Origin of the sequence: Nostoc sp. (assembly GCF_036919815.1) — a bacterium.
Taxonomy (GTDB): domain Bacteria; phylum Cyanobacteriota; class Cyanobacteriia; order Cyanobacteriales; family Nostocaceae; genus Nostoc.
Map to the genome: position 1 here is coordinate 1 of NZ_JBALCE010000094.1, position 23866 is coordinate 23866.

The 23866-nt window shown below is 43.4% G+C and carries 20 protein-coding genes, 1 tRNA gene and 1 pseudogene; 12 read left to right on the forward strand and 10 right to left on the reverse strand.

Features of this window, described 5'->3' with window-relative positions:
• Positions 1-83 precede the first annotated feature (83 nt).
• The gene (locus tag V7K15_RS22090) at positions 84-1718 is read left to right on the forward strand and encodes a PAS domain-containing sensor histidine kinase (RefSeq protein ID WP_334908786.1); all 1635 of its coding nucleotides are present in this window, start codon (positions 84-86) and stop codon (positions 1716-1718) included.
• 291 nt (positions 1719-2009) lie between these two features.
• Positions 2010-2355, forward strand: a pseudogene (locus V7K15_RS22095) (IS4 family transposase); the annotation flags it as partial.
• Positions 2356-2555: 200 nt separating this feature from the next.
• On the opposite strand, the gene V7K15_RS22100 reads toward V7K15_RS22095, so the two are convergent.
• Positions 2556-4826 (reverse strand): RelA/SpoT family protein, encoded by a 2271-nt coding sequence (locus V7K15_RS22100; RefSeq protein ID WP_334908788.1) that lies wholly within the window; start codon positions 4824-4826, stop codon positions 2556-2558.
• 316 nt (positions 4827-5142) lie between these two features.
• Between V7K15_RS22100 and patD the strand changes: the two genes are divergently transcribed.
• A complete protein-coding gene (gene patD / locus V7K15_RS22105) occupies positions 5143-5568 on the forward strand; it encodes a heterocyst frequency control protein PatD (RefSeq protein WP_334908790.1) in 426 nt (141 codons plus the stop codon).
• A 164-nt stretch (positions 5569-5732) separates the two neighbouring features.
• On the opposite strand, the gene V7K15_RS22110 is transcribed toward patD, so the two are convergent.
• On the reverse strand, positions 5733-6329 hold the full coding sequence (locus V7K15_RS22110) for a TetR/AcrR family transcriptional regulator (RefSeq protein WP_334908793.1): 597 nt from the start codon (positions 6327-6329) through the stop codon (positions 5733-5735).
• 245 nt (positions 6330-6574) lie between these two features.
• Here V7K15_RS22110 and V7K15_RS22115 point away from each other — a divergent pair, with 245 nt between their 5' ends.
• Positions 6575-8164: a DHA2 family efflux MFS transporter permease subunit gene (locus V7K15_RS22115; protein WP_334908796.1), complete on the forward strand. Its 1590-nt coding sequence runs from the start codon at positions 6575-6577 to the stop codon at positions 8162-8164.
• A gap of 394 nt (positions 8165-8558) precedes the next feature.
• Here V7K15_RS22115 and V7K15_RS22120 read toward each other — a convergent pair whose 3' ends face one another.
• Together V7K15_RS22120 and V7K15_RS22125 are read right to left on the reverse strand one after the other, a co-directional pair.
• Positions 8559-9869 (reverse strand): ATP-binding protein, encoded by a 1311-nt coding sequence (locus V7K15_RS22120; RefSeq protein ID WP_334908798.1) that lies wholly within the window; start codon positions 9867-9869, stop codon positions 8559-8561.
• A gap of 157 nt (positions 9870-10026) precedes the next feature.
• Entirely contained in the window at positions 10027-10563 is a 537-nt protein-coding gene (locus V7K15_RS22125) for a methanogen output domain 1-containing protein (RefSeq protein WP_334908993.1), read from the reverse strand.
• Positions 10564-11440: 877 nt separating this feature from the next.
• Between V7K15_RS22125 and cysH the strand changes: the two genes are divergently transcribed.
• The 6 genes from cysH (at position 11441) to V7K15_RS22155 (ending at position 17920) form a co-directional block, all read left to right on the forward strand.
• Complete coding sequence (gene cysH / locus V7K15_RS22130) at positions 11441-12166, forward strand: phosphoadenosine phosphosulfate reductase (protein WP_334908801.1); 726 nt, start codon at positions 11441-11443, stop codon at positions 12164-12166.
• Positions 12167-12221: 55 nt separating this feature from the next.
• Positions 12222-13475: an exonuclease SbcCD subunit D gene (locus tag V7K15_RS22135; RefSeq protein ID WP_334908803.1), complete on the forward strand. Its 1254-nt coding sequence runs from the start codon at positions 12222-12224 to the stop codon at positions 13473-13475.
• Positions 13476-13996: 521 nt separating this feature from the next.
• Complete coding sequence (locus tag V7K15_RS22140; RefSeq protein ID WP_334908995.1) at positions 13997-14527, forward strand: YdcF family protein; 531 nt, start codon at positions 13997-13999, stop codon at positions 14525-14527.
• Between the two features lie 545 nt (positions 14528-15072).
• Positions 15073-16236: a GuaB3 family IMP dehydrogenase-related protein gene (locus tag V7K15_RS22145; protein ID WP_334908805.1), complete on the forward strand. Its 1164-nt coding sequence runs from the start codon at positions 15073-15075 to the stop codon at positions 16234-16236.
• Between the two features lie 330 nt (positions 16237-16566).
• Positions 16567-16890, forward strand: a complete 324-nt coding sequence (gene trxA / locus V7K15_RS22150; protein WP_265275256.1) for a thioredoxin — start codon at positions 16567-16569, stop codon at positions 16888-16890.
• Positions 16891-17107: 217 nt separating this feature from the next.
• A complete protein-coding gene (locus V7K15_RS22155; RefSeq protein ID WP_334908807.1) occupies positions 17108-17920 on the forward strand; it encodes a carbon-nitrogen hydrolase family protein in 813 nt (270 codons plus the stop codon).
• Positions 17921-18060: 140 nt separating this feature from the next.
• On the opposite strand, the gene fba is transcribed toward V7K15_RS22155, so the two are convergent.
• Positions 18061-19140, reverse strand: coding sequence for a class II fructose-bisphosphate aldolase (fba, locus tag V7K15_RS22160; protein WP_334908809.1), 1080 nt, complete (start codon positions 19138-19140; stop codon positions 18061-18063).
• A 206-nt stretch (positions 19141-19346) separates the two neighbouring features.
• Here fba and V7K15_RS22165 point away from each other — a divergent pair, with 206 nt between their 5' ends.
• The gene (locus V7K15_RS22165) at positions 19347-19520 is read left to right on the forward strand and encodes a hypothetical protein (RefSeq protein ID WP_334908811.1); all 174 of its coding nucleotides are present in this window, start codon (positions 19347-19349) and stop codon (positions 19518-19520) included.
• A gap of 196 nt (positions 19521-19716) precedes the next feature.
• Here the strand turns inward: V7K15_RS22165 and V7K15_RS22170 are convergent, their stop codons facing one another.
• The 5 genes from V7K15_RS22170 to pdhA all read right to left on the reverse strand — a co-directional run bounded on the left by V7K15_RS22170 (position 19717) and on the right by pdhA (position 22936).
• Positions 19717-20265, reverse strand: coding sequence for a hypothetical protein (locus V7K15_RS22170; protein WP_334908813.1), 549 nt, complete (start codon positions 20263-20265; stop codon positions 19717-19719).
• Between the two features lie 351 nt (positions 20266-20616).
• The gene (locus tag V7K15_RS22175; RefSeq protein WP_334908815.1) at positions 20617-20760 is read right to left on the reverse strand and encodes a hypothetical protein; all 144 of its coding nucleotides are present in this window, start codon (positions 20758-20760) and stop codon (positions 20617-20619) included.
• Positions 20761-20774: 14 nt separating this feature from the next.
• Positions 20775-20846, reverse strand: a tRNA-Lys gene (locus V7K15_RS22180).
• A 61-nt stretch (positions 20847-20907) separates the two neighbouring features.
• A complete protein-coding gene (locus V7K15_RS22185) occupies positions 20908-21777 on the reverse strand; it encodes an aldose epimerase family protein (protein ID WP_334908817.1) in 870 nt (289 codons plus the stop codon).
• Positions 21778-21901: 124 nt separating this feature from the next.
• A complete protein-coding gene (gene pdhA / locus V7K15_RS22190) occupies positions 21902-22936 on the reverse strand; it encodes a pyruvate dehydrogenase (acetyl-transferring) E1 component subunit alpha (protein ID WP_334908819.1) in 1035 nt (344 codons plus the stop codon).
• A 142-nt stretch (positions 22937-23078) separates the two neighbouring features.
• Here pdhA and V7K15_RS22195 point away from each other — a divergent pair, with 142 nt between their 5' ends.
• Complete coding sequence (locus tag V7K15_RS22195; RefSeq protein ID WP_334908821.1) at positions 23079-23255, forward strand: hypothetical protein; 177 nt, start codon at positions 23079-23081, stop codon at positions 23253-23255.
• Positions 23256-23866: the final 611 nt, after the last annotated feature.

The window sequence follows — 23866 nt, forward strand, 5'->3', positions numbered from 1 at the left end:
ATTGTAGATGCTGGTCTATCATTGTTCGCTCTTAGACAGATATATCCCCCGTATTATCTCGTACACTTTTTCAGAAATCAAATATGATTCCTATAGTACCTGAAAACGCTAGAAAGCACGTAAATCAGATTATCACCGCCCTGTTAACCCAACGTGCAGGAAGTTTTAGTGTCAACGAGAATGTCACTAAAGATTGTAAGACGATCGTCTGTGAGTGGTATAATAACCCGTTAGTCGCTCCTGATGGTCAGGTGATTGGCGTTGCGTCGATGGTGTTAGACATCACAGAACGCAAACGATCTGAAGAAGAACAGCAAAAATTTGTCGCGTTGATTGAAAACAGTAGCGACTTTATTGGCATTGCTTCAATGGAAGGGCAAATTCTCTATGTGAACCCTGCCGGACTGAAGATGGTGGGACTTAGTAGCCTGGAAGCAGCCAAAACCAAATTCTTGGTTGATTTTCATTCACCAGAAGCTTTTGCAGAGTTGAGAGAGCAAATTATTCCTTTGATGTCTCAACATGGTTTCTGGCAAGGCGAGTTTCGCCATAGAAATTTTCAAACGTGTATAGAAATTCCCACTGATTGCAGCCTATTTATAGTTAAACATCCTGAAACAGGAGAGCCTTTCTGTCGGGTAGCTGTTGTTAGGGACATCACAGAACGTAAAGAAGCCAAGGAAGCCCTACTAAAGTCGGAAGCGCAACTACGACAACAAGCCCAAGACCTCAAGGAAACACTCCGCGAACTTCAACACACCCAGACTCAGTTAATTCAAAGTGAAAAGATGTCCAGCTTGGGTCAATTAGTCGCAGGAGTGGCACACGAAATCAATAACCCGGTCAATTTTATCTATGGCAACCTCAACCCTGCCAAGGAATACACCCAAGATTTACTTTCACTTTTGCAACTCTACCAAAGTCATTATCCCCAACCTGTGCCAGAAATTGAGGATTTTGCAGAACTAATCGAACTGGACTTTTTGAAATCAGATTTGCTACAAATAATCAGTTCGATGAAAGTTGGGGCAGACCGCATTCGAGAGATTGTGCTTTCCTTGCGAACTTTTTCACGCTTAGATGAAGCCGAAATGAAAGCCGTTGATATCCATGAAGGAATCGACAGTACTCTGATGATTTTGCAAAGCCGCTTCAAGGGGAATGACCAGCGCCCGACAATTGAAATAATCAAAGAATACGCTAAACTACCACTGGTTCAATGTTACACTGGGCAGCTAAACCAAGTATTCATGAATATTTTGTCAAATGCGATCGATGCTTTAGAAGAGGGAGTGGGGAAGGTGAGGCCCCCTCTGGGGATAAGGGGTAATGGGGATGAGGGGGATCAGGGAGACAAGGGGAATAACCAATTTCCAATACTTCTCTACGAGAGGCTGCGCCAACGGCAACGCTCAGTACAAGTGCCTAATGCCCAATGCCCAATTTCAACAATTCGCATTTGCACCCAACTACAAGAGCCAAATCAGGTAACAATTAGGATTACTGACAATGGATTGGGAATACCAGAAGATGTTAAGAAACAACTATTTAACCCCTTCTTTACCACCAAGCCCATCGGCAAAGGTACGGGTATGGGGCTTGCCATCAGCTACCAGATCATTAGAGAAAGACATGGCGGTTCCTTAGAATGTATTTCACAGCCAGGACAAGGCGCTGAGTTTGTGATTAAGATTCCTCTGATTCAACATAATTCGTAATTCGTAATTCGTAATTCGTAATTTTAAGAGCTTTCCTACCATTAAGACTTACGCACTGTACAAAAGAATTATGTTGTGTATCAACGTAAATACGTCGTTTCAGATTTTTATGAATCATTCTTTGATAGTAAATAGACCCGCGCAGTAGGGGCAATTCATGAATTACCCCTACGATAGATATAGTTTTTCAAATCATTTGGTCATTCCTGTCAATGCGTAAGTCCTAACTATGAGTAAAAACAAAGTATTTCTGCTGCCGATAGCTACTTACCTTCTGGAATTATAGCGGTTCGTCGCATAAATATGGCGTTAGCCACCTACTCAATTGTGGCATGGCGTTTATTATGGCTGACTTATGAAGCACGAGTTAATCCCGACCAACCATGTGGCACAGTTTTAGAAAAGAGCGAATGGCAATCCTTGTGTGCCACTATCAATAAAAATCCTATCCCACCAGTTCATCCACCATCTTTACGCCAAGCAGTACGGATTGATTGCTCGTCTTGGTGGTTTTTTGGGTCGCAAAGGCGATGGTGAACCTGGGGTGAAAACCATTTGGCGTGGGTTGCGGCGATTACACGATATTGCTGCTACCTGGAAACTTCTTCACTCTGATTCCTCATCTCAAGAAAAGTAGTTAACGATCGCCTCCGATGCCACCTCCATCCATATCTATCTGATATATTCTCTGTTTTTTTTGTCAACTTTGCTGCCATTATTTAGTGCTGTCACTCGCTCTGAGTATGCCTTACAGCAATGTTAAGAAAGATGTGACTAATGGATAGCCTTATAGGGAAGGGGTTGGGGGTTAGGTTTGAGAGAAAGTTGCACACCGCGTTATTCGTCAATTTGACCAACGCGGTGGATATTCAAAATGTCGCTCATTTTCTTAATTTGGACAAACACTTGCTCTAGTTGAGAGCGATCGCGTATATCTATTCCTAAGTCGATCAATGCAGGTTGACCAATAGAAGTTTTCACCTGGGCATGGCGGACATTGATCCCTTGGTCACTCAACCGTGACAAAATATCCTTTAGCACCCCTACGCGGTCAAGGGCTTCAATTTGCACATCCACTGGATAAGTGTGCGGACGACCACTATTTTCGGCGCTTGGGTTCCACCTAACTGGTACTAAACGCTCATACTCCACACTCTCCAGATTATGGCAGCCTTGGCGATGAATCGAAATCCCCCTACCTCGCGTCACCACACCAATAATTGGTTCGCCAGGAATCGGGGTACAACACCCAGCTAAATAATACACCAAACCCTCCACCCCAACAATTGGCGAATATGTGGAGCGGGAGGTAGTTACAGGTACATCTCGCAAAGCTTTTGATGTAGTTGGTTCTTTGGGGATAAATAGCGGCACAGTGGAAACTGCTTGTTGTCCCTTCGCTACTTCTCGCCAACGATTTAATACTAAGTTCAACGTCACTTCACCATAACCCAAACCAGCAAGTAAATCTTCCACGCTATGGTAGTTACACTTTTCGGCGACAGTCTCCATTGCATCCGACTTCAGCAAACTATCAAAACCAGTTTTACCAAGTTCCTTTTCTAACAATTCCCGTCCACGCGCAACATTTTCTTCCCGGCGCGATCGCTTGTACCATTGTTTTATCCGATATTTCGCCGCCGAAGTCCTGACAAAGTTCAACCAATCTAAACTCGGATGGCAGTTCTTTTGGGTAAGAACCTCTACAATATCGCCATTTTGCAGCCGCGTTGACAGTGGAACCATCCGCCCATTCACCCGCGCCCCTGAACAGTGGTTCCCGACTTCGGTATGAATGCGATAACCAAAATCTACAGTCGTAGAACCGGGACTTAAAGGAACAACATCCCCCTTAGGGGTGAAGACATAGACATCATCTTCAAATAGATTGTCTTTTACACTGTCAAGATATTCTTGTGCATCCTTGAGATCAGTTTGCCATTCCAGCAGCTGCCGCAGCCAAGTAAACTTGTCATCTGTCGCTGTCAAATGGCTAATACTAGAACCTCCTGTTTCTTTGTATTTCCAATGGGCGGCAATCCCATACTCGGCGATATGATGCATTTCGATTGTCCGAATTTGCACCTCTAAAGGACGACCAGTTAGGCCAATCACCCCAGTATGCAATGACTGGTAACGGTTAGGTTTTGGCAGTCCAATATAGTCCTTAAATCTCCCAGGAATTGGCCGAAAAGCATCATGAACCACCGCCAATGCCCGATAGCATTCCTCATTGCTTTGGACAATAATTCGCAGCGCGGCCAAATCGTAAATTTCATGAAATTCCTTTTGCTGCCGATGCATTTTTTGGTAAATGCTATAAAGGTGCTTGGGACGACCACTGATATCCTGAAAATTGATCCCGGTTTGCTGTAAACGTTCCCGCAAAATGTCTGTAGCTTTGGCTAATTTCTCTTCTCGCGCCGTCCGTTTTTCAGAAACAAGTTCCTGCATTTGGCGAAAAGCTTCCGGTTCCAAATACTTAAAAGCCAAATCTTCCAGTTCCCATTTAATCCGCCAAATCCCCAAGCGGTTGGCTAAGGGTGCGAAAATATCTCGCGTTTCTTGGGCACTGCGGCGGCGGCTGGCCTCTGACATATATTGTAAAGTTCGCATATTATGCAAACGGTCTGCCAATTTCACCACAATTACCCGAATATCTTGCGCCATTGCCAAAAACATCCGCCGGAAGTTTTCGGCTTGGCTTTCGGTTTTGCTGGTGAAATTGATTTTAGAAAGCTTGGTGACACCTTCGACCAATTGCCGGACTTCTGGACCAAAGTGCTGTTCTATGTCTTCACTGGTAACTTCTGTATCTTCAACTACATCATGAAGAAATCCAGCTGCTATCATAGCAGCACTCCCCCCCAAGTCACGCAGCAAATCAGCTACAGCAATGGGATGAGCAATGTATGCTTCTCCAGATTTGCGGTATTGACCTTGATGCAGTTGGTAAGCAAATTCAAATGCTCGACCAATTAAGACGGTATCATTATACCTACGGTCATCTTCGGCTGCGCCGTTAGTTGTCGATGACTCCTTCAAACATTTTTTTAACCATTCTGGAATGGCTAGATCGGCTGATGAATTTATCGCTATACTGCTCATACAATTGGGTTTAGAGAGGATTGGTAGATAAGTGAAAGATAAATAAAACTACCAGCATCGCCCTGAAAAGATGCTGTCGCTCAAAAAAAACAGTGTTAGGATGATTCTCGAATTGCCGATAGCTTCGCTTAGAGCGACGCCGGAGCGTCTGGTAGTTATCCAGTTTTAGTTTCAAGGATCATAAATTTCAAAATCGATTGATGGCAAACAAAGCCTCAAATCACGATTTGAGGCTTTTAGTGCTGATAAACGATTAAGTAAAGTTTATTGTAGAAGAAAAATTACTTGACATTAATACTATCTTAACTACCACTAGATGTCTTTAAATCGTGAAAAATATCAGGCATTCGTAACCTTACTAGAGCAATTACGCTCCGATGCCACAACTACGCAAATTGTTGCACCCGAACTGCGGCAACGTGTAGCCTCGTTGCAGCAATTCTTTAGGCAACAAATTGTGCCTTTGGCTGATGTTGGCGTTGGCGTTGGCGTTGGCGAAGCCTCTGGTAGAGAAGCCTCTGGTAGAGAAGCCTCTTTGCAAGGAGAAGACTGGCGAGTGCAGTCTTATCAAACGGAAATGAGCAAGCAATTGCGCCTGTTGGAAATAGATGTGATGTTTTTGCAAGGAGCGCGGCAAGCATCTACTGCACAAACGAGACTTCAAACGATTAGCGATCGCTTGATAATCCTGATTCAATACTGTGATGCTATTCTGCAACCAGAAGCGGAGGGAGAAAAATAACAATTATTTACCTTTTTCTCTAATTATTCCATCATCTCATTTATGACCTATACTGGAAAGTTATTTTGGCAACAAGTTGGGAATTGGGAATTGGGCAGTTAGGAGAGACGCGATTAATCGCGTCTGTACAGGAATTAGAAAAACTCTTCCCCATGCCCTATGCCCTATGCCTCATTCCCAATACCTTTGAGAAGAAGATTCATTGTACGGCGCATATACGCTTCTACTGGCTCGGCTGTGGGTTTGAAGATCAGTGCATAATATAGTGACCCGCTCACAAGATCGATAATTAAGTCTACGTCTGCATCCTTGTGAATTTCGCCTCTAGACTTGGCACGCTCAAGTATTTTAGCAAAGGCTTCACGTCGGAGTTTGGTATATTTTGTCCAATAGACCTCTGCAAACTGAGGATTGCTAGACGCTGTACTAATGATTAGCGCGAGTGTCTGACGACCAAGGGGACTATGTATTTTTTTAGCGGCATTATTGATTAGGATATCCATGTCTCCCCAAAAGCTGCCACTATCGGGGATCGCTAAATCATCTCTCAGACTTTCTATAGCGTCTGCAACTAGTTCTTCTTTGGAAGTGTAACGCCGATAGATGGTCGTTTTACCAACTCCAGCACGGGAAGCGATCGCTTCTATACTCATACTTTGATATCCTACCTCTGCAAGCAGATCCAAAGTCGCTTGCAGAATAGCTTGGTCAGCGTAGATGCTGCGTGGGCGTCCAGACGGGCTGTTGATTTGCTTACTCATAAAAATATCATCCCTAAGCAATATCTTCTTGGCAATTTGCTTCTACCTTTGGGCTTAGAACATAGCCTATGGGAAACAAATAAACCCTATAACCCAGTTCTCATGCACGAAAACAGCAGCAGTGACCATCCATCTTTAGCATAAGTATTTCTGCCACTTTTTATTCAAGTCTCTCTTGACCGTTTCTATATGATACGCTACCGTAGCGTATATATACAATACTTAATTTTAGCTTTGTCCTAACAATGGCTACCAACATTAAACGTTCAACTTTTGACCAATTTGGTTATGTCCAGGGGCCATTGAAGTGGGCGATCGCTTTAACGGCTTCTCTTGGTGCAATCTTAGAAGTAATTGATACTAGTATTGTGAACGTTGCCCTGACGGATATCCAAGCCAGCTTGGGTGCAACAGTCAGTGAAGTAGGTTGGGTGGTGACAGGATATGCGATCGCAAATGTCGTTTTAATTCCCTTATCTGCATGGCTGGGAGATTACTTTGGACGCAAAACCTACTTCATCTTCTCGTTGATTGGCTTTACCCTGGCCTCGGTTTTATGTGGGTTGGCATTGAATTTACCGATGCTAGTTATTTCTCGAATTCTTCAAGGTTTATGTGGTGGCGGGTTGCTAGCTAAAGCACAAGCGATTTTGTTCGAGACTTTTCCACCTGCTGAACAGGGATTCGCCCAGGCAGTTTTTGGGATAGGTGTAATTTCTGGCCCAGCAATTGGCCCAACTTTAGGGGGATTCTTAGTAGATGGTTTGGGCTGGCGGTGGATTTTCTTTGTGAATATTCCCTTCGGGATCATTGCAGTGGCGATGTCTTTGGCATTTTTGCCCAAAGATAAAGACAAGAAAGAGACACAAAGCCAAGCCGTCGATTGGTTCGGGATTGGATTTTTGGTGGTTGCTATTGGCTGTATGCAAACTTTGTTAGAGGAAGGAGAGACAGACGACTGGTTTTCCTCCAATTTCATCACCACGTTAGCGATCGCTAGTATTATCGGCTTGGGGTTGTTTATTTGGCGAGAACTGAAAACAGATCATCCGGCTGTAGATTTGAGAGTTTTGCGTCACCGATCTTTAGCTGCCGGAAGCGTTCTTTCAGCAGTGGTGGGTATGGGGCTTTATGGCACACTCTTTGCTGTGCCGATATTTGCTCAAAGTGTGCTGCACTTTACGGCAACGCAGACAGGATTATTGTTAGCACCTGGGGCTTTAGCATCTGCGATCGTGATGATTTTATTAGGCAAATTCTCTAGTAAAATTGATGCCCGATTTTTAATTGCAATAGGCGCTGTCGGCTCATCTGGAGTCATGTTTCAACTAGCAACAATTACCCCACAAACCGGCACAGATGATTTATTTTGGCCATTAGTATGGCGTGGGGCTTTTACTGTGTTGATGTTTCTCCCCTTAAGTTTGGCAGTTTTAGGCCCGCTACCCAAACAAGATGTTTCTGCTGGCTCTGGTTTCTATAACCTCACCCGACAACTAGGTGGTAGCATCGGTATTGCCCTACTTACTACTCTGCTTGATCGACGAGAAGCTTTTCATCGAGCCATCCTGTTAACAAAACTTAGTCCTTATGATCCAGAAACCAATCAGCGACTCGATGCACTCAACGGGGCGCTCCAAAGTCAAGGCATGGATGTGACAACGGCTCAACAACAAGCACTAGCTTTATTAAGTCAAACAGTAAATACCCAAGCTGCTGTTTTATCTTACGCAGATTGCTTTCGAGTCGTAGGCGTGGCATTCCTTTGCTCATTACCCCTGTTATTATTCCTGGGTAAAGGCGGTGCAGGAGCGAAAGCGCCAGTCAGTCATTAGGGGTAAAGTAAATAGCGATCGCACCTACAATCAGATGCAACTTCAGAATTAAATGGTATATAACTACCGAAAGGGTTTCCCGACTTGATCTGACTGGCGCTGTGTTACGGCTTCGGTAACGTACCACCTCAAGGTTTTAGTGCTTTAGCCTACGGCATAACATAACGCCAGTTGCTACAACGGATAGCGCAGATCCTTCGAGTCACCGAGCATTGGGAACCTCCCTTCGGGTTCGGGGGTGACGCTCCGGTCGCTAACGCTACGCTATCGCAATCGACGCCAAGCGCCTTGGCGCAGCCTCTCGTAGAGAAGACTGCGACCCCCTCACCGCAACGCACTGGCTCCCCTACGTATATTTCAAAAATAAAATATGACTCCTATAGTACAGTTTTGATCAGTAAACAATGGGTAACTCAATACTAAATTCAGTTCCCCAAGCTTGCTCAGATATCACATTAATTCGACCATGATGGCTCTCGATGATTTGGTAACAAATCGATAATCCTAATCCTGTCCCTTTGCCGACTGGCTTAGTAGTGAAGAAGGGATTAAATATCTGATGATGAATCTCGGCGGAGATTCCGCTACCATTATCCTTGATGCGAATTCCAATGTAGTGATCATTTAGTTTCTCTGTGCAAATCCAGATCCGACTAGGATAATTTTGCATTGATTCTGGCGATCGCACTTGTTCAGCTTGTTCTAAAGCATCGATCGCATTATTCAGGAGATTCATAAACACTTGATTGAGTTGTCCAGGAGAACAAGAAACCCAAGGCAATTCTCCATAGTCCTTAATCACTTCAATACCAGAATGCCGCCCGCTAGGGTTGAGGCGACTTTGTAAAATCATCAATGCAGCCTCTAAACCCTCATGAATATTAACTGCTTTGAATGTTGCTTCGTCTAATCGAGAGAAGTTTCGGAAAGATTTAACAATCTCGCTAATCCGCTCGGAACCTGTCTCCATTGAGTGGAGTAATTTTTTAATATCCTTTTGAATAAAATCAAGATCCAGGGCTTCAATTTCCTGCTGAATCACTAGGCTCGGATTGGGGTATTCTTGCTGATAGAGGTGAATCAGTTTCAGTAATGAATCATAGTATTCACTCGCATAGGTCAGATTTCCATGAATAAAGCTAACCGGATTATTAATTTCATGGGCAATCCCTGCAACTAACTGTCCTAGCCCAGACATCTTTTCTGTTTGAACGGCTTCAACGGCATTTTGCAGTTTGATCAGAGTTTGTTTTAAGGTTTCATTCGATTGTGCGAGTTCTACCTGAAGGTATTGGCGCTGTTGAATTTCTTTACTCAGCGCATGAATTTTTTGGTTAAGGACAACGAATTGATTACTCGTTCGCTTTTCTAAGCGCAGTAAATTGATGGCTGGACTTTCTGGCGATCGCGGTTGGATCACAGCTCCTTCACTACGACAAGCAATTCCCTCTCCCTGGGCTTGGTGGATGGTTAAAGCTCCTAAAATCATTTGACGACTTTGGGAGCAAACTCGAAGATAGTCGATGATCTTCTCTGAAGAATCAGTGACAAACTCGGTAATACGTTGACCAATGAGTGCTTTACTTGTCTTGCCAAAAAGTCTGGCAGCAGGTTGATTGACTGCCAAAATTTCACCTCCGCTAGTCACAAGAAGCAGAGGTTCTGGTAAAGTCTGGGCAAACGTTAAAAATTGATCAGGTGTCATCGATCTTCAGGCATTGAAGCAGGGATCTTTACCATTGCTCGTAGCACTGACGGGGTAAAAATAAAGAGGCTTAACTATGCTTTGGGGGATGAACTTCAGCCAGGACATATTACAGAAAGAAGGTTATAGTTTGCAAATGTCCCCCTTAACGCTGTTACTATGCTTTGAAGTATTCCTGTGCTGGAAACTCGTCTAATACTCCGCTAGGTTTGAGATAAATGACGATTTTGCATTCCTGCGCGCCTCTAGCAATCGTGTCTTGTAACTCGACTCTAGCGTAGCCGAGATTGTCGGCTGCGATCGCGCCAAAAATATTAGATGTCATAACGCACATGGCTTCGCGCCCTTCTACCTGTTCTGCAAAGGGGCATTTGCGATTGCCTAAAACGATCTTCTCATCAGTTTCTTCAATCACGTAAAAGTCGCCTTGAATCCGGCGTTTCCAATCTATGAGGACGGCAGTTACCTGCTCCCGAGAAAGATTTGACAGTTGCAAAGCGTTCTGGTATTGCTGATTGACATGTTGACCTGTTCGATAGCCAACCACATTCAAAAAGCCCGCTGCCTCTTCAATCCCAACAACATCTTGTAAGGTTCCAGCCAATTCTCGAATTATTGTACGCAGAAAGTGATCGCGCTCAATCGATAATTCTAAGGATTGTATTTGGTTGTCGATCAAAGATATATGAACCATGATGGTGTTATTTACTGGATATTTAGATAGGATAAGCATCAATGTCGCTTAGTTAAGCGAAAGTCAGGGACACCCCAAAATCTCTTAATTAAGTACCATGTATAGCTATAATAGTTTTCCCTAACTGGCTACAAAACTAACATCAACGCCAGAATGGAATCGTACTAAGTTTAGTTATTTGTTGAGGCAAGCTCTTTGAGCGGGTTCAGCCGGGATACCTGCAAAATCGGACAATAGACATTTGGTATAAAAATATACCTTACATAGAACCCTTGTAGAGACTTAGCATTGCTACGTCTTTCTACATTCTTTTTCACTCCTATGTCTAATAGTCAAATTCCTGTCAATACGTAAGTCTTGAATTATTCTCTGCCGAAAGTCACAGAAGAGGTTTAATATACACCGATATATGTGGAGCAGAAAAGTAAAAGTCCCACTCAGTTTTGAGCGGGACTTTGTAAAGTTTTATTGCTAAAATTAGAAATTTTTAATCTTAGAAAAAGTTCATTATTGTAATAATGCTAACACTGGTCAACATCATTAAAGCGCCCATAATTAGAGATTGTCCTAAAGCGTTGGGCAATTGTGAATTGTTCATTTAAGTAAAATCCTTTTTGTTAATAGTTCCTTAACCATATCAAACTCAGTATAAATATCCAGAAAAGTCCTGCAAAACTTAAATTACCGTAAAGTTTCTTAGTAAATACTGTGATTTTTACTTATGTAATGATTTTTACTGACCAATGCCGAATACCCTCATCCTCAGAATGTAGTAATTACCGAACAGAATAATTACCTTATCTCCGAGCGGAATAGGCGCCTTTATGGGATAAGATCAATATTAATCAAGGTAAAAATATTTGAACAGAAGATTATCATGACAGTCTCCACGGCATCTAGAAACCAAGCGATCGCTTTTGACTTAGAGAAATTAAATGAGCAATTTGAAACTGCCACTCCCAAAGAAATACTGGCATGGTCTATAGAAAATATCCCAACGGGACTGGTGCAAACCAGCGCCTTTAATGTGGATGACATGATAATTACCCATATTCTTTACAGTGAACTGAAGCATCCCGTTCCTGTAATCTTTCTGGACACCTTGCACCACTTCCCTGAAAGCCTAGAATTAGTAGCTAAAGCCAAACAAATCTACAACCTCGATTTGCAAACTTACAAAACTCCAGAACTAGACACCCGCGAAGCCTTTGAAGCCAAGCACGGCGAAAAACTCTGGGACAAGGATATTGCTCAATTCCACCACATTACAAAAATTGAACCACTGCTACGGGGTCTAGACGAACTCAACAGCGTCGCTTGGATAACTGGACGCCGCCGTGATCAAGCAGTAACCCGTGGGAATATGCCCATATTTGAATTAGATGGTAAAGGTCGGCTGAAAGTAAATCCCATAGCCACTTGGACACGCCAAGACAGCTGGGTTTACGTGGCTGAACATGGAGTCATCTACAACCCTCTACACGACAAAGGTTATCCCAGCATTGGTGACCAACCCATCACCACCAAAGTCGGCGAAGGCGAAGACGAACGTGCCGGACGTTGGCGGGGAAGTGATAAAACAGAATGTGGAATTCATATTTAGTTATTAGTCTTTGGTCATTTGTCATTAATATGTAGACAAAGAACAAAGGACAAATATGATCAAAATCCTCCACCTCTCCGACATCCATATGGGAAGCGGCTTTTCCCACGGACGAATTAATCCCGCAACTGGATTAAATACACGGTTGGAGGATTTTGTCAATACCTTATCTAAATGTATTGACCGAGCGCTGACAGATGCGGTTGATATGGTGATATTTGGTGGTGATGCTTTCCCGGATGCGACACCACCGCCTTATGTACAACAAGCTTTTGCCAGCCAGTTTCGCCGTCTGATGGATGCCAATATTCCAACAGTGCTATTGGTGGGCAACCACGACCAACACTCCCAAGGACAGGGAGGAGCGAGTTTAAATATTTATCGCACCTTGGGAGTGCCAGGATTTGTTGTTGGTGATACATTAACTACTCACTGCATCGAAACCCGTAATGGCAAAGTACAAGTAATCACCCTGCCTTGGCTGACCCGTTCCACTCTGATGACTCGCCAAGAGACTGAAGGTTTGTCTTTGGCGGAAGTCAACCAACTGTTAACGGAACGTCTGCGAGTTGTTCTAGAAGGGGAAATTCGCCGTCTTGACCCTGATGTGCCAACTGTCCTTTTGGCTCACTTGATGGCTGACAATGCTACTTTGGGTGCAGAACGCTTTTTGGCAGTAGGTAAAGGGTTTACGCTCCCCCTATCTTTGCTGACGCGACCTTGTTTTGATTATGTAGCCTTGGGACACGTCCACCGCCACCAGAATCTAAATAAATCCAATAACCCGCCGGTGATTTATCCAGGAAGTATTGAGCGGGTAGATTTCAGCGAAGAAAAAGAAGACAAAGGCTATGTAATGCTAGAACTGGAACGGGGGAGGGCTGAATGGGAATTTTGTCCCTTAATAGTTAGGACTTTCCAGACCATTGAAGTGGATGTCTCAAAAGCAGATGATCCGCAAGCGGTGTTAATGAGGGCGATCGCCAAGTATGATATTGAAGATGCTGTAGTGCGGCTAATTTACAAACTCCGCTCCGAACAGATGGATTTAATTGATAGTTCCTCGCTACATACTGCTTTAAGTCTCGCTCATACCTACACCATTCAAGCAGAATTAGTCAGTCAATTGGCTCGACCCCGGATTCCTGAATTGAGTGCAAGTAGCAGCATCGACCCAATGGAAGCCTTGAAAACTTACTTGAACAACCGCGAAGACCTCAAAGACATCGCAGCATCAATGCTGGATGCTGCACAGAAGTTGCTAACAGATGATGTGGAAGTTTGGCTAGAAGCAGCAACTAATGAATAGGATAAAATACAAATTATCTTTTTATGGACTTAGACAAAAAACACCCAGAAAAAAGCCTCAAATCAATATTCAAAAAGACTTTGACATCGTTTTGCTTGGTTTATTGATATATCTGGGTTTGAAAATTTAGTGTATTTCCCTTACCCTGCATAGGTTTGATGCTTGTTTATCCCTCAAAAATGTTTAAGTCCCACTAAATGGCGTTCTCCCACAAGCTGCTACAACCCTTTGATAGATTGTCCGATACAGGTTAGGATAATTCATCAATCAGACGAAAAACTGCAAACACGCTTAATCGCGCTGTAGGGGCAATACCCTGCGGTCAGCTAAAGCTACATGAATTGCCCCAGAGCGCGTGTCATTTTGCGTAAGTCCTATTTGTATTTGGGCAGATTTTTTAGGAGTTTGCTACTCTACTATCAATTGTTGTTTTTCTTCTAACCAGAGGAAATTTTGGATTCAGTAAATTAAGTTATCGAGCCTTGAATAAGTTACTCTTTACAGGTAAATCTTTTCGTTTTATGGCTTTTGTGCTACCGCTAATCATGTGGTGGGGATACAAAGAAGTACAAAACCAATTTGTACAGCCGCAAGCAGTTGTAGTGTTAGGTGGTTCAACGAGACATTTAGAGCGAGAGAAGTTTACAGCAAAATTTGTTCGTGAGCATCCAAATATACCTATTTGGATTAGCGGCGGTAGTCCACGTAGATTCACCCAACGAGTGTTTACCAAAGCTGGTGTTGATCCCAAACGTTTACACTTTGACTATGAGGCGGTAGATACAGTTACTAATTTTACTACGTTGGTGGATGATTTGCAATCTCGCGGCATTAAGAGCGTTTATTTGATTACTTCCGACTTCCATATGCGCCGGGCTTGTGTCATCGGCGAAATTATTTTGGGTAGTCGAGGTATTTATTTAAAACCAGTGCCAGTTCCTTCAGAAAACCCCCCTGAATCTATCGAAAAATCTATCCGCGATGGAGCTAGAGCGATACTATGGTTAGCGACTGGTTACACTGGTGTAGATGCAGCTAAAAATAAACAATAAATCAAACCAATTTTAGATTTTGGAATTGAAAATCTTTAGATTCAGAAGGTTTATCGATTTGAAACAAGACAAACTATTCTAAATTGGGATTATTTATGGTAATTTGCCTGTATTGACCTAAGTCAATACAGGCAAATTAAGAGAACTAATGCTAAGAATCTTGAGATTAACTAAGTAATAACAGACACATTAAACTACAATTATCAAAAGCTAGCGCAACACCAACTTTCAAACAATACAATATAAAAACCAATTAACAATTTTTGTTCATTTGGTTGCTTGGTAAAAACTTTGCGTCCACCAAAGTTTTCAGTGACAGCTTGGGTAACTCGAATTTATCGTGAGCATCTCAGTGAAAGCAAATACACCATAAGAGAAACCTCACCCCAGCCCTCTCTTTACTAAGGAGAGGGCTGGGGTGAGGTTTAGGCTTTCTACGAAAGTGAGATGCGCCCAATTTATCTGTGTAGTTCCGGGAAAAAAACGTCCCAATTCCCTCCACAATTTGATACCCTAGCTTAAATAGATTTGAGAAAAATTAAAGCGTGGAAATTCAACTTGGGCGGGGAAAAACAGCTCGCAGAGCTTACGGAATAGATGAAATTGCTTTAGTCCCCGGTAACAGAACACTAGACCCCAGTTTGGCAGAGACTAAGTGGCGGATTGGCAATATTGAGCGAGAAATCCCGATAATTGCCAGTGCGATGGATGGCGTAGTAGATGTTCGCATGGCTGTACGTTTGTCACAGTTAGGAGCATTAGGTGTCCTCAATTTAGAGGGGATTCAAACTCGCTATGCTGACCCAGAGCCAATATTAGATCGAATTGCCTCTGTGGGGAAAGATGAATTTGTTGCCCTGATGCAAGAACTCTATGCCGAACCAATAAAACCAGAATTAATTGAACTACGTATTCAGCAAATTAAACAACAAGGTGGCATTGCGGCGGTGAGTGCAACTCCAGCCGGTGCAAGTAAATACGGTGAGGCTGTGGCGAAAGCTGGGGCAGATTTATTTTTTATCCAGGCTACGGTAGTTTCTACTGCACATCTATCACCAGAGTCTTTAGTACCTCTTGATTTAGCAGAATTTTGCCGTTCCATGCCCATCCCCGTGGTGTTGGGGAATTGCGTGACTTATGAAGTTACTTTAAATTTGTTGAAAGCTGGGGCGGCTGGGGTACTGGTGGGAATTGGTCCTGGTGCGGCTTGTACTTCTCGTGGGGTGTTGGGTGTGGGTGTGCCACAGGCGACTGCGATCGCAGATTGTGCTGCGGCACGAGATGATTACTACAAGGAAACTGGCAACTATATCCCGATTATGGCTGATGGCGGTTTAATCACCGGTGGCGACATTTGTAAATGCATCGCCTGCGGTGCCGATGGCGTGATGATTGGTTCCCCCTTTGCCAGAGCCGCCGAAGCCCCAGGACGAGGTTATCATTGGGGTATGGCTACTCCCAGCCCAGTCTTGCCTCGTGGCACCCGCATTCGCGTTGGCACCACTGGTAGCCTAGAGCAAATCCTCATTGGGCCAGCCGGACTAGATGATGGCACTCACAATCTTTTAGGAGCCTTAAAGACGAGCATGGGCACCTTGGGAGTCAAAAATATTAAAGAAATGCAACAAGTGGAAATTGTGATTGCGCCTTCCTTATTAACGGAGGGTAAAGTTTACCAAAAAGCTCAACAATTAGGTATGGGGAAATAGAATTGGGGCATAGGGCATGGGGCATCGGCATAACGGAGACAAGGAGAATAACCACTTCCCAATGCCTAATTCTTGAATAAATTTTTCCAGCCCCCTAAACAATTGCTGGAAAAATCTGATATGTCACCTACAATAGAGATAGCGGAGACGCATGTTTCCGTTCACTCCTCACACCACACTCCGCCCGGACTATTGTTCGGGCGGTTCCTTATGTTTGTAAATAAAATAAGAGAGCTTCTTTGCAAATGTACATCCCCTACTCCAAAGCTGATGTTTTTGCTATGGTAGAATTTTCACCAAGCTCTGATATTATTGGCGAAGGTTTTAGGCATGTCAACAGCCGCACAAGTTACAGATTCTAGTTTCAAGCAAGAAGTACTCGACAGCGATGTACCCGTTTTAGTTGACTTTTGGGCACCCTGGTGCGGACCATGCCGTATGGTAGCTCCTGTTGTCGATGAGATATCCGAACAGTACAAAGGTCAAATAAAGGTCGTAAAAGTCAATACAGATGAAAATCCTAATGTTGCTAGTCAGTACGGCATCCGCAGTATTCCCACATTAATGATTTTTAAGGGTGGACAAAAAGTGGATATGGTGGTCGGCGCAGTGCCTAAAAGTACATTAGCTTCCACTCTCGAAAAGTATCTTTGAAACTCAATCGGCAATAAAATCCTCTTGAGTTATCCATGTTGTTCTAACTTGAGGTTAATTTTTATAAACAAGTTTGAGAGCCGCGAAATTCCCGTCTCTTAAACTTGTTTACATTTGTATACAGTTTGCGATTCCGAATATTTTTAGGAGTTTTCTAGAAGTAACGATATATTTTGATAATCTCTCTTCCATAAATCAACTGTTGGTTGTTGAATCTATGAAGTCTTATTTAGCCGCCGCTATTCAATTGACCAGTGTGCCCGATCTACACAAAAATTTGGCACAGGCAGAAGAATTAATCGAGCTTGCCGTGCGTCAAGGTGCCCAATTGGTAGGTTTACCAGAAAACTTTTCCTATATGGGAGAAGAAAAAGATAAACTCGCCCAAGGCGATGCGATCGCTCATGAAAGTGAAAATTTTCTCAAAAAAATGGCTCAACGCTTTCAAATTACGATCTTGGGCGGCAGCTTTCCACTTCCAGTAGACAATACAGGCAAAGTTTATAACACCACTCTACTCATCGACCCAAACGGTGAAGAACTTGCCCGCTACTACAAAGTACACCTATTTGATGTTGATGTCCCTGACGGCAATACCTATCGGGAATCCAGCACCGTTGTAGCTGGTACGCAATTACCGCCCGTGTATTCCTCAGAAAAACTTGGTAATTTAGGGCTTTCTATTTGTTATGATGTCCGCTTCCCGGAACTGTATCGTCATCTGGCAGAGAATGGAGCCGATGTGATCTTTATTCCCGCCGCCTTTACCGCCTTTACTGGCAAAGATCACTGGCAAGTACTACTACAAGCCAGAGCCATCGAAAATACCGCCTACGTCATTGCTCCTGCCCAAACAGGGAATAACTACGCTCGCCGTCTAACCCACGGACACGCCGTTATAATCGACCCTTGGGGCGTAATTTTAGCCGATGCTGGAGAAAAACCGGGAATTGCGATCGCCCAAATCAACCCCACTAGGCTCGAACAAGTCCGCCGTCAAATGCCCTCTTTACAACATCGGGTATTTTAGGCGCTGGGGGGAAATAACTAATGCCTATTACCTGGCAATAAAACAAAAAACCGGGTAACCGCCCGGTTTATGCCAATATAAGAATCCTCAGTCTTTTAGAAGTATAGTAGCACAGTGCTACTATTTATTTGCTGTCAAAATTAAACTTTAGCAGCTGCCTTGGTAACAACGTTGAGTTCACCTTTAGCATACTTAGCAGCAAAATCTTCCAAAGAAACTTGCTTAATCTTGCTTGCATTGCCAGCCGTTCCAAATTGCTGATAGCGTTCAGTACAAATCCTCTGCATATATGTAATAGAAGGCTTGAGGAAGTGACGGGGGTCAAACTCCTCTGGTTTTTTAGCCAAAGCTTCACGTACAGCAGCCGTAATAGCCAAACGGTTATCGGTGTCAATATTTACCTTACGTACACCGCTCTTGATGCCTTTTTGGATTTCTTCTACAGGTACGCCGTAGGTTTCAGGAATTGCACCACCATACTGGTTAATCAGTGCAAGCAAATCTTCCGGTACAGAGGAGGAACCGTGCATTACCAAGTGGGTGTTGGGCAAACGGCGGTGAATTTCTTCAATGCGGCTGATTGCCAAAATTTCCCCAGTCGGCTTGCGGGTAAACTTATAAGCACCGTGGCTTGTGCCAATGGCAACAGCCAAAGCATCTACTTGGGTTGCTTCTACGAAGTCAACAGCTTCATCGGGGTCAGTTAAGAGTTGAGAGTGGTCGAGTGTACCCTCAAACCCGTGACCATCTTCAGCTTCACCAGCACCAGTTTCTAGAGAACCCAAACAACCGAGTTCACCTTCAACGCTCACACCCAAAGCATGAGCTACATTTACAACTTCGCGGGTAACACTAACGTTGTACTCGAAGCTTGCGGGGGTCTTAGCATCAGCTTCTAAAGAACCATCCATCATGACGCTAGTGAAGTTGTTCTTCATTGCTGAGTAGCAGGTAGAAGGAGCATTACCATGATCTTGGTGCATGACAATGGGAATCTGAGGATAGGTTTCTACTGCTGCCAAAATTAGGTGGCGTAAGAAGTTTTCTCCTGCATAATTACGAGCGCCGCGTGAAGCTTGCAAAATTACGGGGCTATCTGTCTCGACAGCAGCCTTCATGATCGCCTGAATCTGCTCCAAATTGTTAACGTTGAAAGCTGGGATGCCGTAACCGTTTTCAGCTGCGTGATCCAACAGCAGCCGCAGTGGTACAAGCGCCATAGATAGTCCTCCTAATGTGGTTGTTAGCTAGTTGGTATGAGAGAAGCGTTATAATCACGCTAAATCTTAAGAGTTTTTTCAACTTATAGGAAATTATAACTAGTGTCGTGTGTCTATGTTGAAAAAGTTTACGCCATAGTTACTATAAATATGCCCTATACTTCACCTATTCTACTGTATGGTAAGCTACCCGCACGTTTTACGCTTTGGTAGCTCTGTATCCCAGATTGCTCACTGAAGGCGATCGCCTACGACGGTTGGGAACGCTTTTCTGCGAGACGCTACGCAAACGCGATCGCACTCAACCTATCTGCAAAATCTCAATTCAAATCAAAAGCGTAGGCGTAGCCCTTCGTAGACATCGCACTGACTGCAATTAAAAAGAGTTATCGCACTTCCAAAGGCGAAGATCAGCGATCGCTTTAGATATTCAAAGCTGTCTCAATTCAAATGCTTAACAAAGACGGGTAGGCGTAGCCCGTCGTGGACATCGCATAGCTAGTTAAGAAGGTGCGTTAGCTTTCTTCGTAACGCACCCTAACAGATCAGGCGATTATACTGATATTAATCAGTCCTCTAGGAACGGCTAATACGATAGGTAAGTGTATAATCCCAGGTAGACCAGCCCGTACCGCTTTTTTTGGACATTTTCCAGGCTCGCTCTTCATGCGAGGGTCCTGTGGAGGAAATGTCTAATTCGGTACTACCCAGTAAGTCATCTTTATCTAAACTAGCAAGAATGCCTCCTGCGGTTGTAACTGCTGAAAGTATCGTTCCCGCAACAGCTCCTTGTGGACCTGTTGCTGCTATAGCACCTGAAATAGCACTACTAATCTTTTTAACTGTCTCACCGTACTTAGCCCAGTCTTTTGCAGCATCTTCGTCGTAAGCCTTTAGTCCGCCTTTGACGCTTTGCCCTTGTGGGATTTCACCCTCAAATAAAACGGTTTGGTCTGGTTTGAAAGATTTCTTTTGCTTATCATTGATTTTAATTGGAGTTGTCAGAATTCCCCGGGTGGTTTGTCCTCCTACCAAACCACCGATGAGATAAAAATCGTCAGCACCGGTCACATCTTCAGTATCTTGGCAATAAACGTCAATTAATTCGACTTTTACGTTTGTCATAAGTTTCTTGGACTATTGTTTTTGGTGTTGTGTTCAGAATGGCAATCTGTTAATGAGCATCTGAATGCCTTTTTTTGTTTTTCACATCTATATGTCATAGCTGTGAATTAAGGTAACAATATCATCTAGGTTGAGTGACAATAATCACCTCAAAGGCTCGTAAAGCCGCAACAGCATTCTCTCTCCCTATTTGCACCTTTGCCAAGTCAGCCAGGGAACTATTTTGTCAGGTTATAAGGAAACCGCAGACTCAAAAGCGATGATTGCCTTCTCCTTGAGTTATCCACCTTCAGACCGCATTTAAATAACCGTAAAATTACTGAAATACACTTACAACTTAGTTAATTTCGCTTAATCTATAATCTTTCTTTTATCTTCACCAAAAAGCGATCGCTCATCTGAAAATTTTTTATTCCCCATAGCGATCGCATTCACCAATTTCTTGATAGCAATATAGCTAGCCTCGCCTTTTATCCTCAAAGACTTTGCAAGCATTTTTTCCTTTTATATGGGTCGCCCGGGATTCGAACCCGGAACTAATCGGTTAAAAGCCGAGTACTCTACCGTTGAGTTAGCGACCCTTTCGCTGCATTTCGCAACTTTCCCATCATAGCATAAACATCTGTAGATTTGTAAAGCGGTTTAGAAAAAATCTGCGGTTAATCCCACAGATGCCGTGTAGCTGGCTCCTGGTTCTAACACAGTCAGGTTTTCAGCAGTATTGAGAGAGTTACGGGTGGCACTCCACGGTTCTAGACAGTAGAATTCTTTGCCTTTGACTGTCCAAAATACCAGCCAAGTAGAGAAATCATCATAATCCAAAGTGAGTTTTAACTGACGGCTGCGATCGATCGCAGTGGCCGATTGACTTGTTAGCTGTCCAAAGGCAAAATCAATTTCATCACGGCTAAAGTCAAAATTGCCGTCAAAAGAGTGAATTTCCTTAGTTTGATTATCTTGATACTGCTTAGAGGGAATTTCCACCTCCAACTGAGTTTTATCACCACACAGAAAGTAGGGATGGAAACCAGCCGAAAAGGGCATTGGTGTGGATGACAAGTTTTTATACTGCTGGCGGACTTTTAGGGTATTACCTTGAAGTTCGTAGGTGAAAGCCAGCTGAAAATCAAAAGGATAAACTGCCTTAGTTTGCTCGTTGCTATTAAGAACAACAGTCAGACTAGCTTGATCTCCAGTCTTTTGTTCTGTTACTGACCACGGTAATTCACGAGCAAAACCGTGTTGTTTGAGAGTATACTGCTGCCCATTGTGAGTATAAATATTATCTGGTAGATTGCCACAAATAGGAAACAAAATTGGATTCCCACCTCTGACACTCAACTCAGGATGAGTAAAGCGTTCACTGTCCAGGTAGAAAATTTCTTGCCCTTGAATGCGCCAACGGGTGATAATACCACCGCGTTCTGGTACGACTTCCAATTGAGAACCAGTGGCTTCGTCAGAAAGAATGTAGGTCTTGTATTGTTGCTGTTGAATGGCGATGCTAAACACAAATTTTAGTCCTGAGTAAGGTGGAGTGCTGAGTCCTGAGTCCTGAGTCCTGAGTAGAAGAAAAAATACTCAGCACGGGCTAAACTTTAGCTATCCGCTAACAGCACTCATAACTCAGCACTGTTTATTCGTCTTCTGCAAAAACGAAACGATATAACTCACTGGGGTCTGGTTCGGGGCTGTCTTCGGCGAATTTAACTGCCTCGTCGATTACATTCTGAATTTTACGATCAATGGCTTTGATTTCTCCTTCATCTGCGAGATTTTGCTCCAGCAAATAAGCTGCTAACTTCTTAATTGGGTCACGGGCAAACCAAAATTCTTTCTCAGCTTTGCTTCGCATTTCATCAGGATCAGCCAAGGAGTGACCCCGGAAGCGGTAAGTAAGTGCCTCAATTAATGTTGGTCCTTCACCTGCACGGGCACGGGCTACAGCTTCTTGAGCCACGGCTCGTACTGCTAGAACATCCATGCCATCTACTTCCACGCCCACCATGTTAAATACACTGGCTTTTTTATAAATCTCTGGTTGGGAAGTTGCTCGCTCGTGAGACATACCAATGGCCCACTTATTATTTTCGACTACAAACAGAATTGGCAGTTTCCATAGGGCTGCCATATTTAGTGTCTCAAAAAACTGACCATTATTAGCTGCACCGTCGCCAAAAAAGCAAGCTGTAACTTGGTCAGCATTTTTATCTCCTAGCACTTCCCGGCGGTATTTGCTTTGAAAAGCCGCTCCAGCTGCCACAGGAATTCCCTCAGCCACAAAAGCATAGCCACCCAGCAAGCGATGTTTGGCAGAAAACATGTGCATGGAGCCACCGCGCCCTTTGCTGCAACCTGTAGCTTTGCCAAATAATTCTGCCATTACCTCCTTTGCTGGTACACCCGCACTCAGAGCATGAACATGGTCGCGGTAGGTACTACAAACAAAATCTTCACCCGGTCGCATTGACTGCACAACACCACTGCAAACGGCTTCTTGACCGTTGTACAAATGGACAAAACCAAACATTTTTCCCCTATAGTACATTTCAGCGCACTTGTCTTCAAACAAGCGCCCTAAAACCATGTCCTCATACAACCGTAAGGCTTCTTCCTTAGTAATGTTCGTAGTAGCAGGATTAAATGTGGGTAAAGTACGCTCTTGAACCATTATTTTTGAGTATTCGTGTTGTACAACTTAAAGTTATCGTCATGAAGTACCTACACTTTATACAAAGTATTAGTGTAGGCTTCTGTTTTAAAGACGCTACGCGTAGCGTCTGATTCGCCGTTGCTCTGCCCTTGTGTATTCATTGCTGAATACCCGGAACCAATCTGGTCTGAGTCTTACACAGCGTCTCTGGTTTTGCGATCTTTATCTTCTCAAGGAAGAATCCGCGCAGCCGTCCACCTTCGGTAGGCAGTTTGATTTTATTCCGACAACACTTGGATTTATTGCTTTTGTCTACCAGCGATCGCCTGTTCCTTAAATAAGTTGGTCTGATAACAACTCAGCTTTTAACAGGCTAGCGTTTGTAAGACTCAACAATCAAACTTTATTTATGCACCAAAAAAGGTCTTAGGGAATACCTAAATTTTTAATTTTTGATTTTTAACTTTTCAGTCCATGCCCCGTGAGGATTCGACGCTAATCGGCAATATCTGCCGCTTTGGGTTTTTCTCTCTCACTATTCCCTTTCATAGACTAGCAATCAAGATAGGCTACTTTCTGCATATCCATTAACAATTTAAAAAAAAGACCCAAATATCTATACCCAAATAGGTAATTGTAATTAAAGGTTAATTATGATATCATTTGCTTCTCTTGTTATCAGCGTCAATCCCAATAGTGGTGTTTTAGTGACTGCCTACTGGGAAAGTCCCGAAAAAATCAATCATCAATAGATTCTTGCAGCCACAACATTTATGCCGTCACTAAAAGCGGTGGTTGTGGTTTGTGCTATCGAAGGCTGATAATAGTTGTGTTAAACAAAAATACTAAGAATTAAGACAAAAGAGTGAGGCTTTCTAGGCGAAAGTAAAAACTTTGTACTAGAATGTGACTCAAAATTTCATAAAGGTACAAAACAAGTTGTTGCAA

Bases quoted from the DNA above. Each gene is read 5' to 3' on its own strand.
- V7K15_RS22090 (WP_334908786.1), top strand. From the start codon at position 84: ATGATTCCTATAGTACCTGAAAACGCTAGAAAGCACGTAAATCAGATT.
- V7K15_RS22100 (WP_334908788.1), bottom strand. From the start codon at position 4,826: ATGAGCAGTATAGCGATAAATTCATCAGCCGATCTAGCCATTCCAGAA.
- patD (WP_334908790.1), top strand. From the start codon at position 5,143: ATGTCTTTAAATCGTGAAAAATATCAGGCATTCGTAACCTTACTAGAG.
- V7K15_RS22110 (WP_334908793.1), bottom strand. From the start codon at position 6,329: ATGAGTAAGCAAATCAACAGCCCGTCTGGACGCCCACGCAGCATCTAC.
- V7K15_RS22115 (WP_334908796.1), top strand. From the start codon at position 6,575: ATGGCTACCAACATTAAACGTTCAACTTTTGACCAATTTGGTTATGTC.
- V7K15_RS22120 (WP_334908798.1), bottom strand. From the start codon at position 9,869: ATGACACCTGATCAATTTTTAACGTTTGCCCAGACTTTACCAGAACCT.
- V7K15_RS22125 (WP_334908993.1), bottom strand. From the start codon at position 10,563: ATGGTTCATATATCTTTGATCGACAACCAAATACAATCCTTAGAATTA.
- cysH (WP_334908801.1), top strand. From the start codon at position 11,441: ATGACAGTCTCCACGGCATCTAGAAACCAAGCGATCGCTTTTGACTTA.
- V7K15_RS22135 (WP_334908803.1), top strand. From the start codon at position 12,222: ATGATCAAAATCCTCCACCTCTCCGACATCCATATGGGAAGCGGCTTT.
- V7K15_RS22140 (WP_334908995.1), top strand. From the start codon at position 13,997: ATGGCTTTTGTGCTACCGCTAATCATGTGGTGGGGATACAAAGAAGTA.
- trxA (WP_265275256.1), top strand. From the start codon at position 16,567: ATGTCAACAGCCGCACAAGTTACAGATTCTAGTTTCAAGCAAGAAGTA.
- V7K15_RS22155 (WP_334908807.1), top strand. From the start codon at position 17,108: ATGAAGTCTTATTTAGCCGCCGCTATTCAATTGACCAGTGTGCCCGAT.
- fba (WP_334908809.1), bottom strand. From the start codon at position 19,140: ATGGCGCTTGTACCACTGCGGCTGCTGTTGGATCACGCAGCTGAAAAC.
- V7K15_RS22170 (WP_334908813.1), bottom strand. From the start codon at position 20,265: ATGACAAACGTAAAAGTCGAATTAATTGACGTTTATTGCCAAGATACT.
- V7K15_RS22175 (WP_334908815.1), bottom strand. From the start codon at position 20,760: ATGCTTGCAAAGTCTTTGAGGATAAAAGGCGAGGCTAGCTATATTGCT.
- pdhA (WP_334908819.1), bottom strand. From the start codon at position 22,936: ATGGTTCAAGAGCGTACTTTACCCACATTTAATCCTGCTACTACGAAC.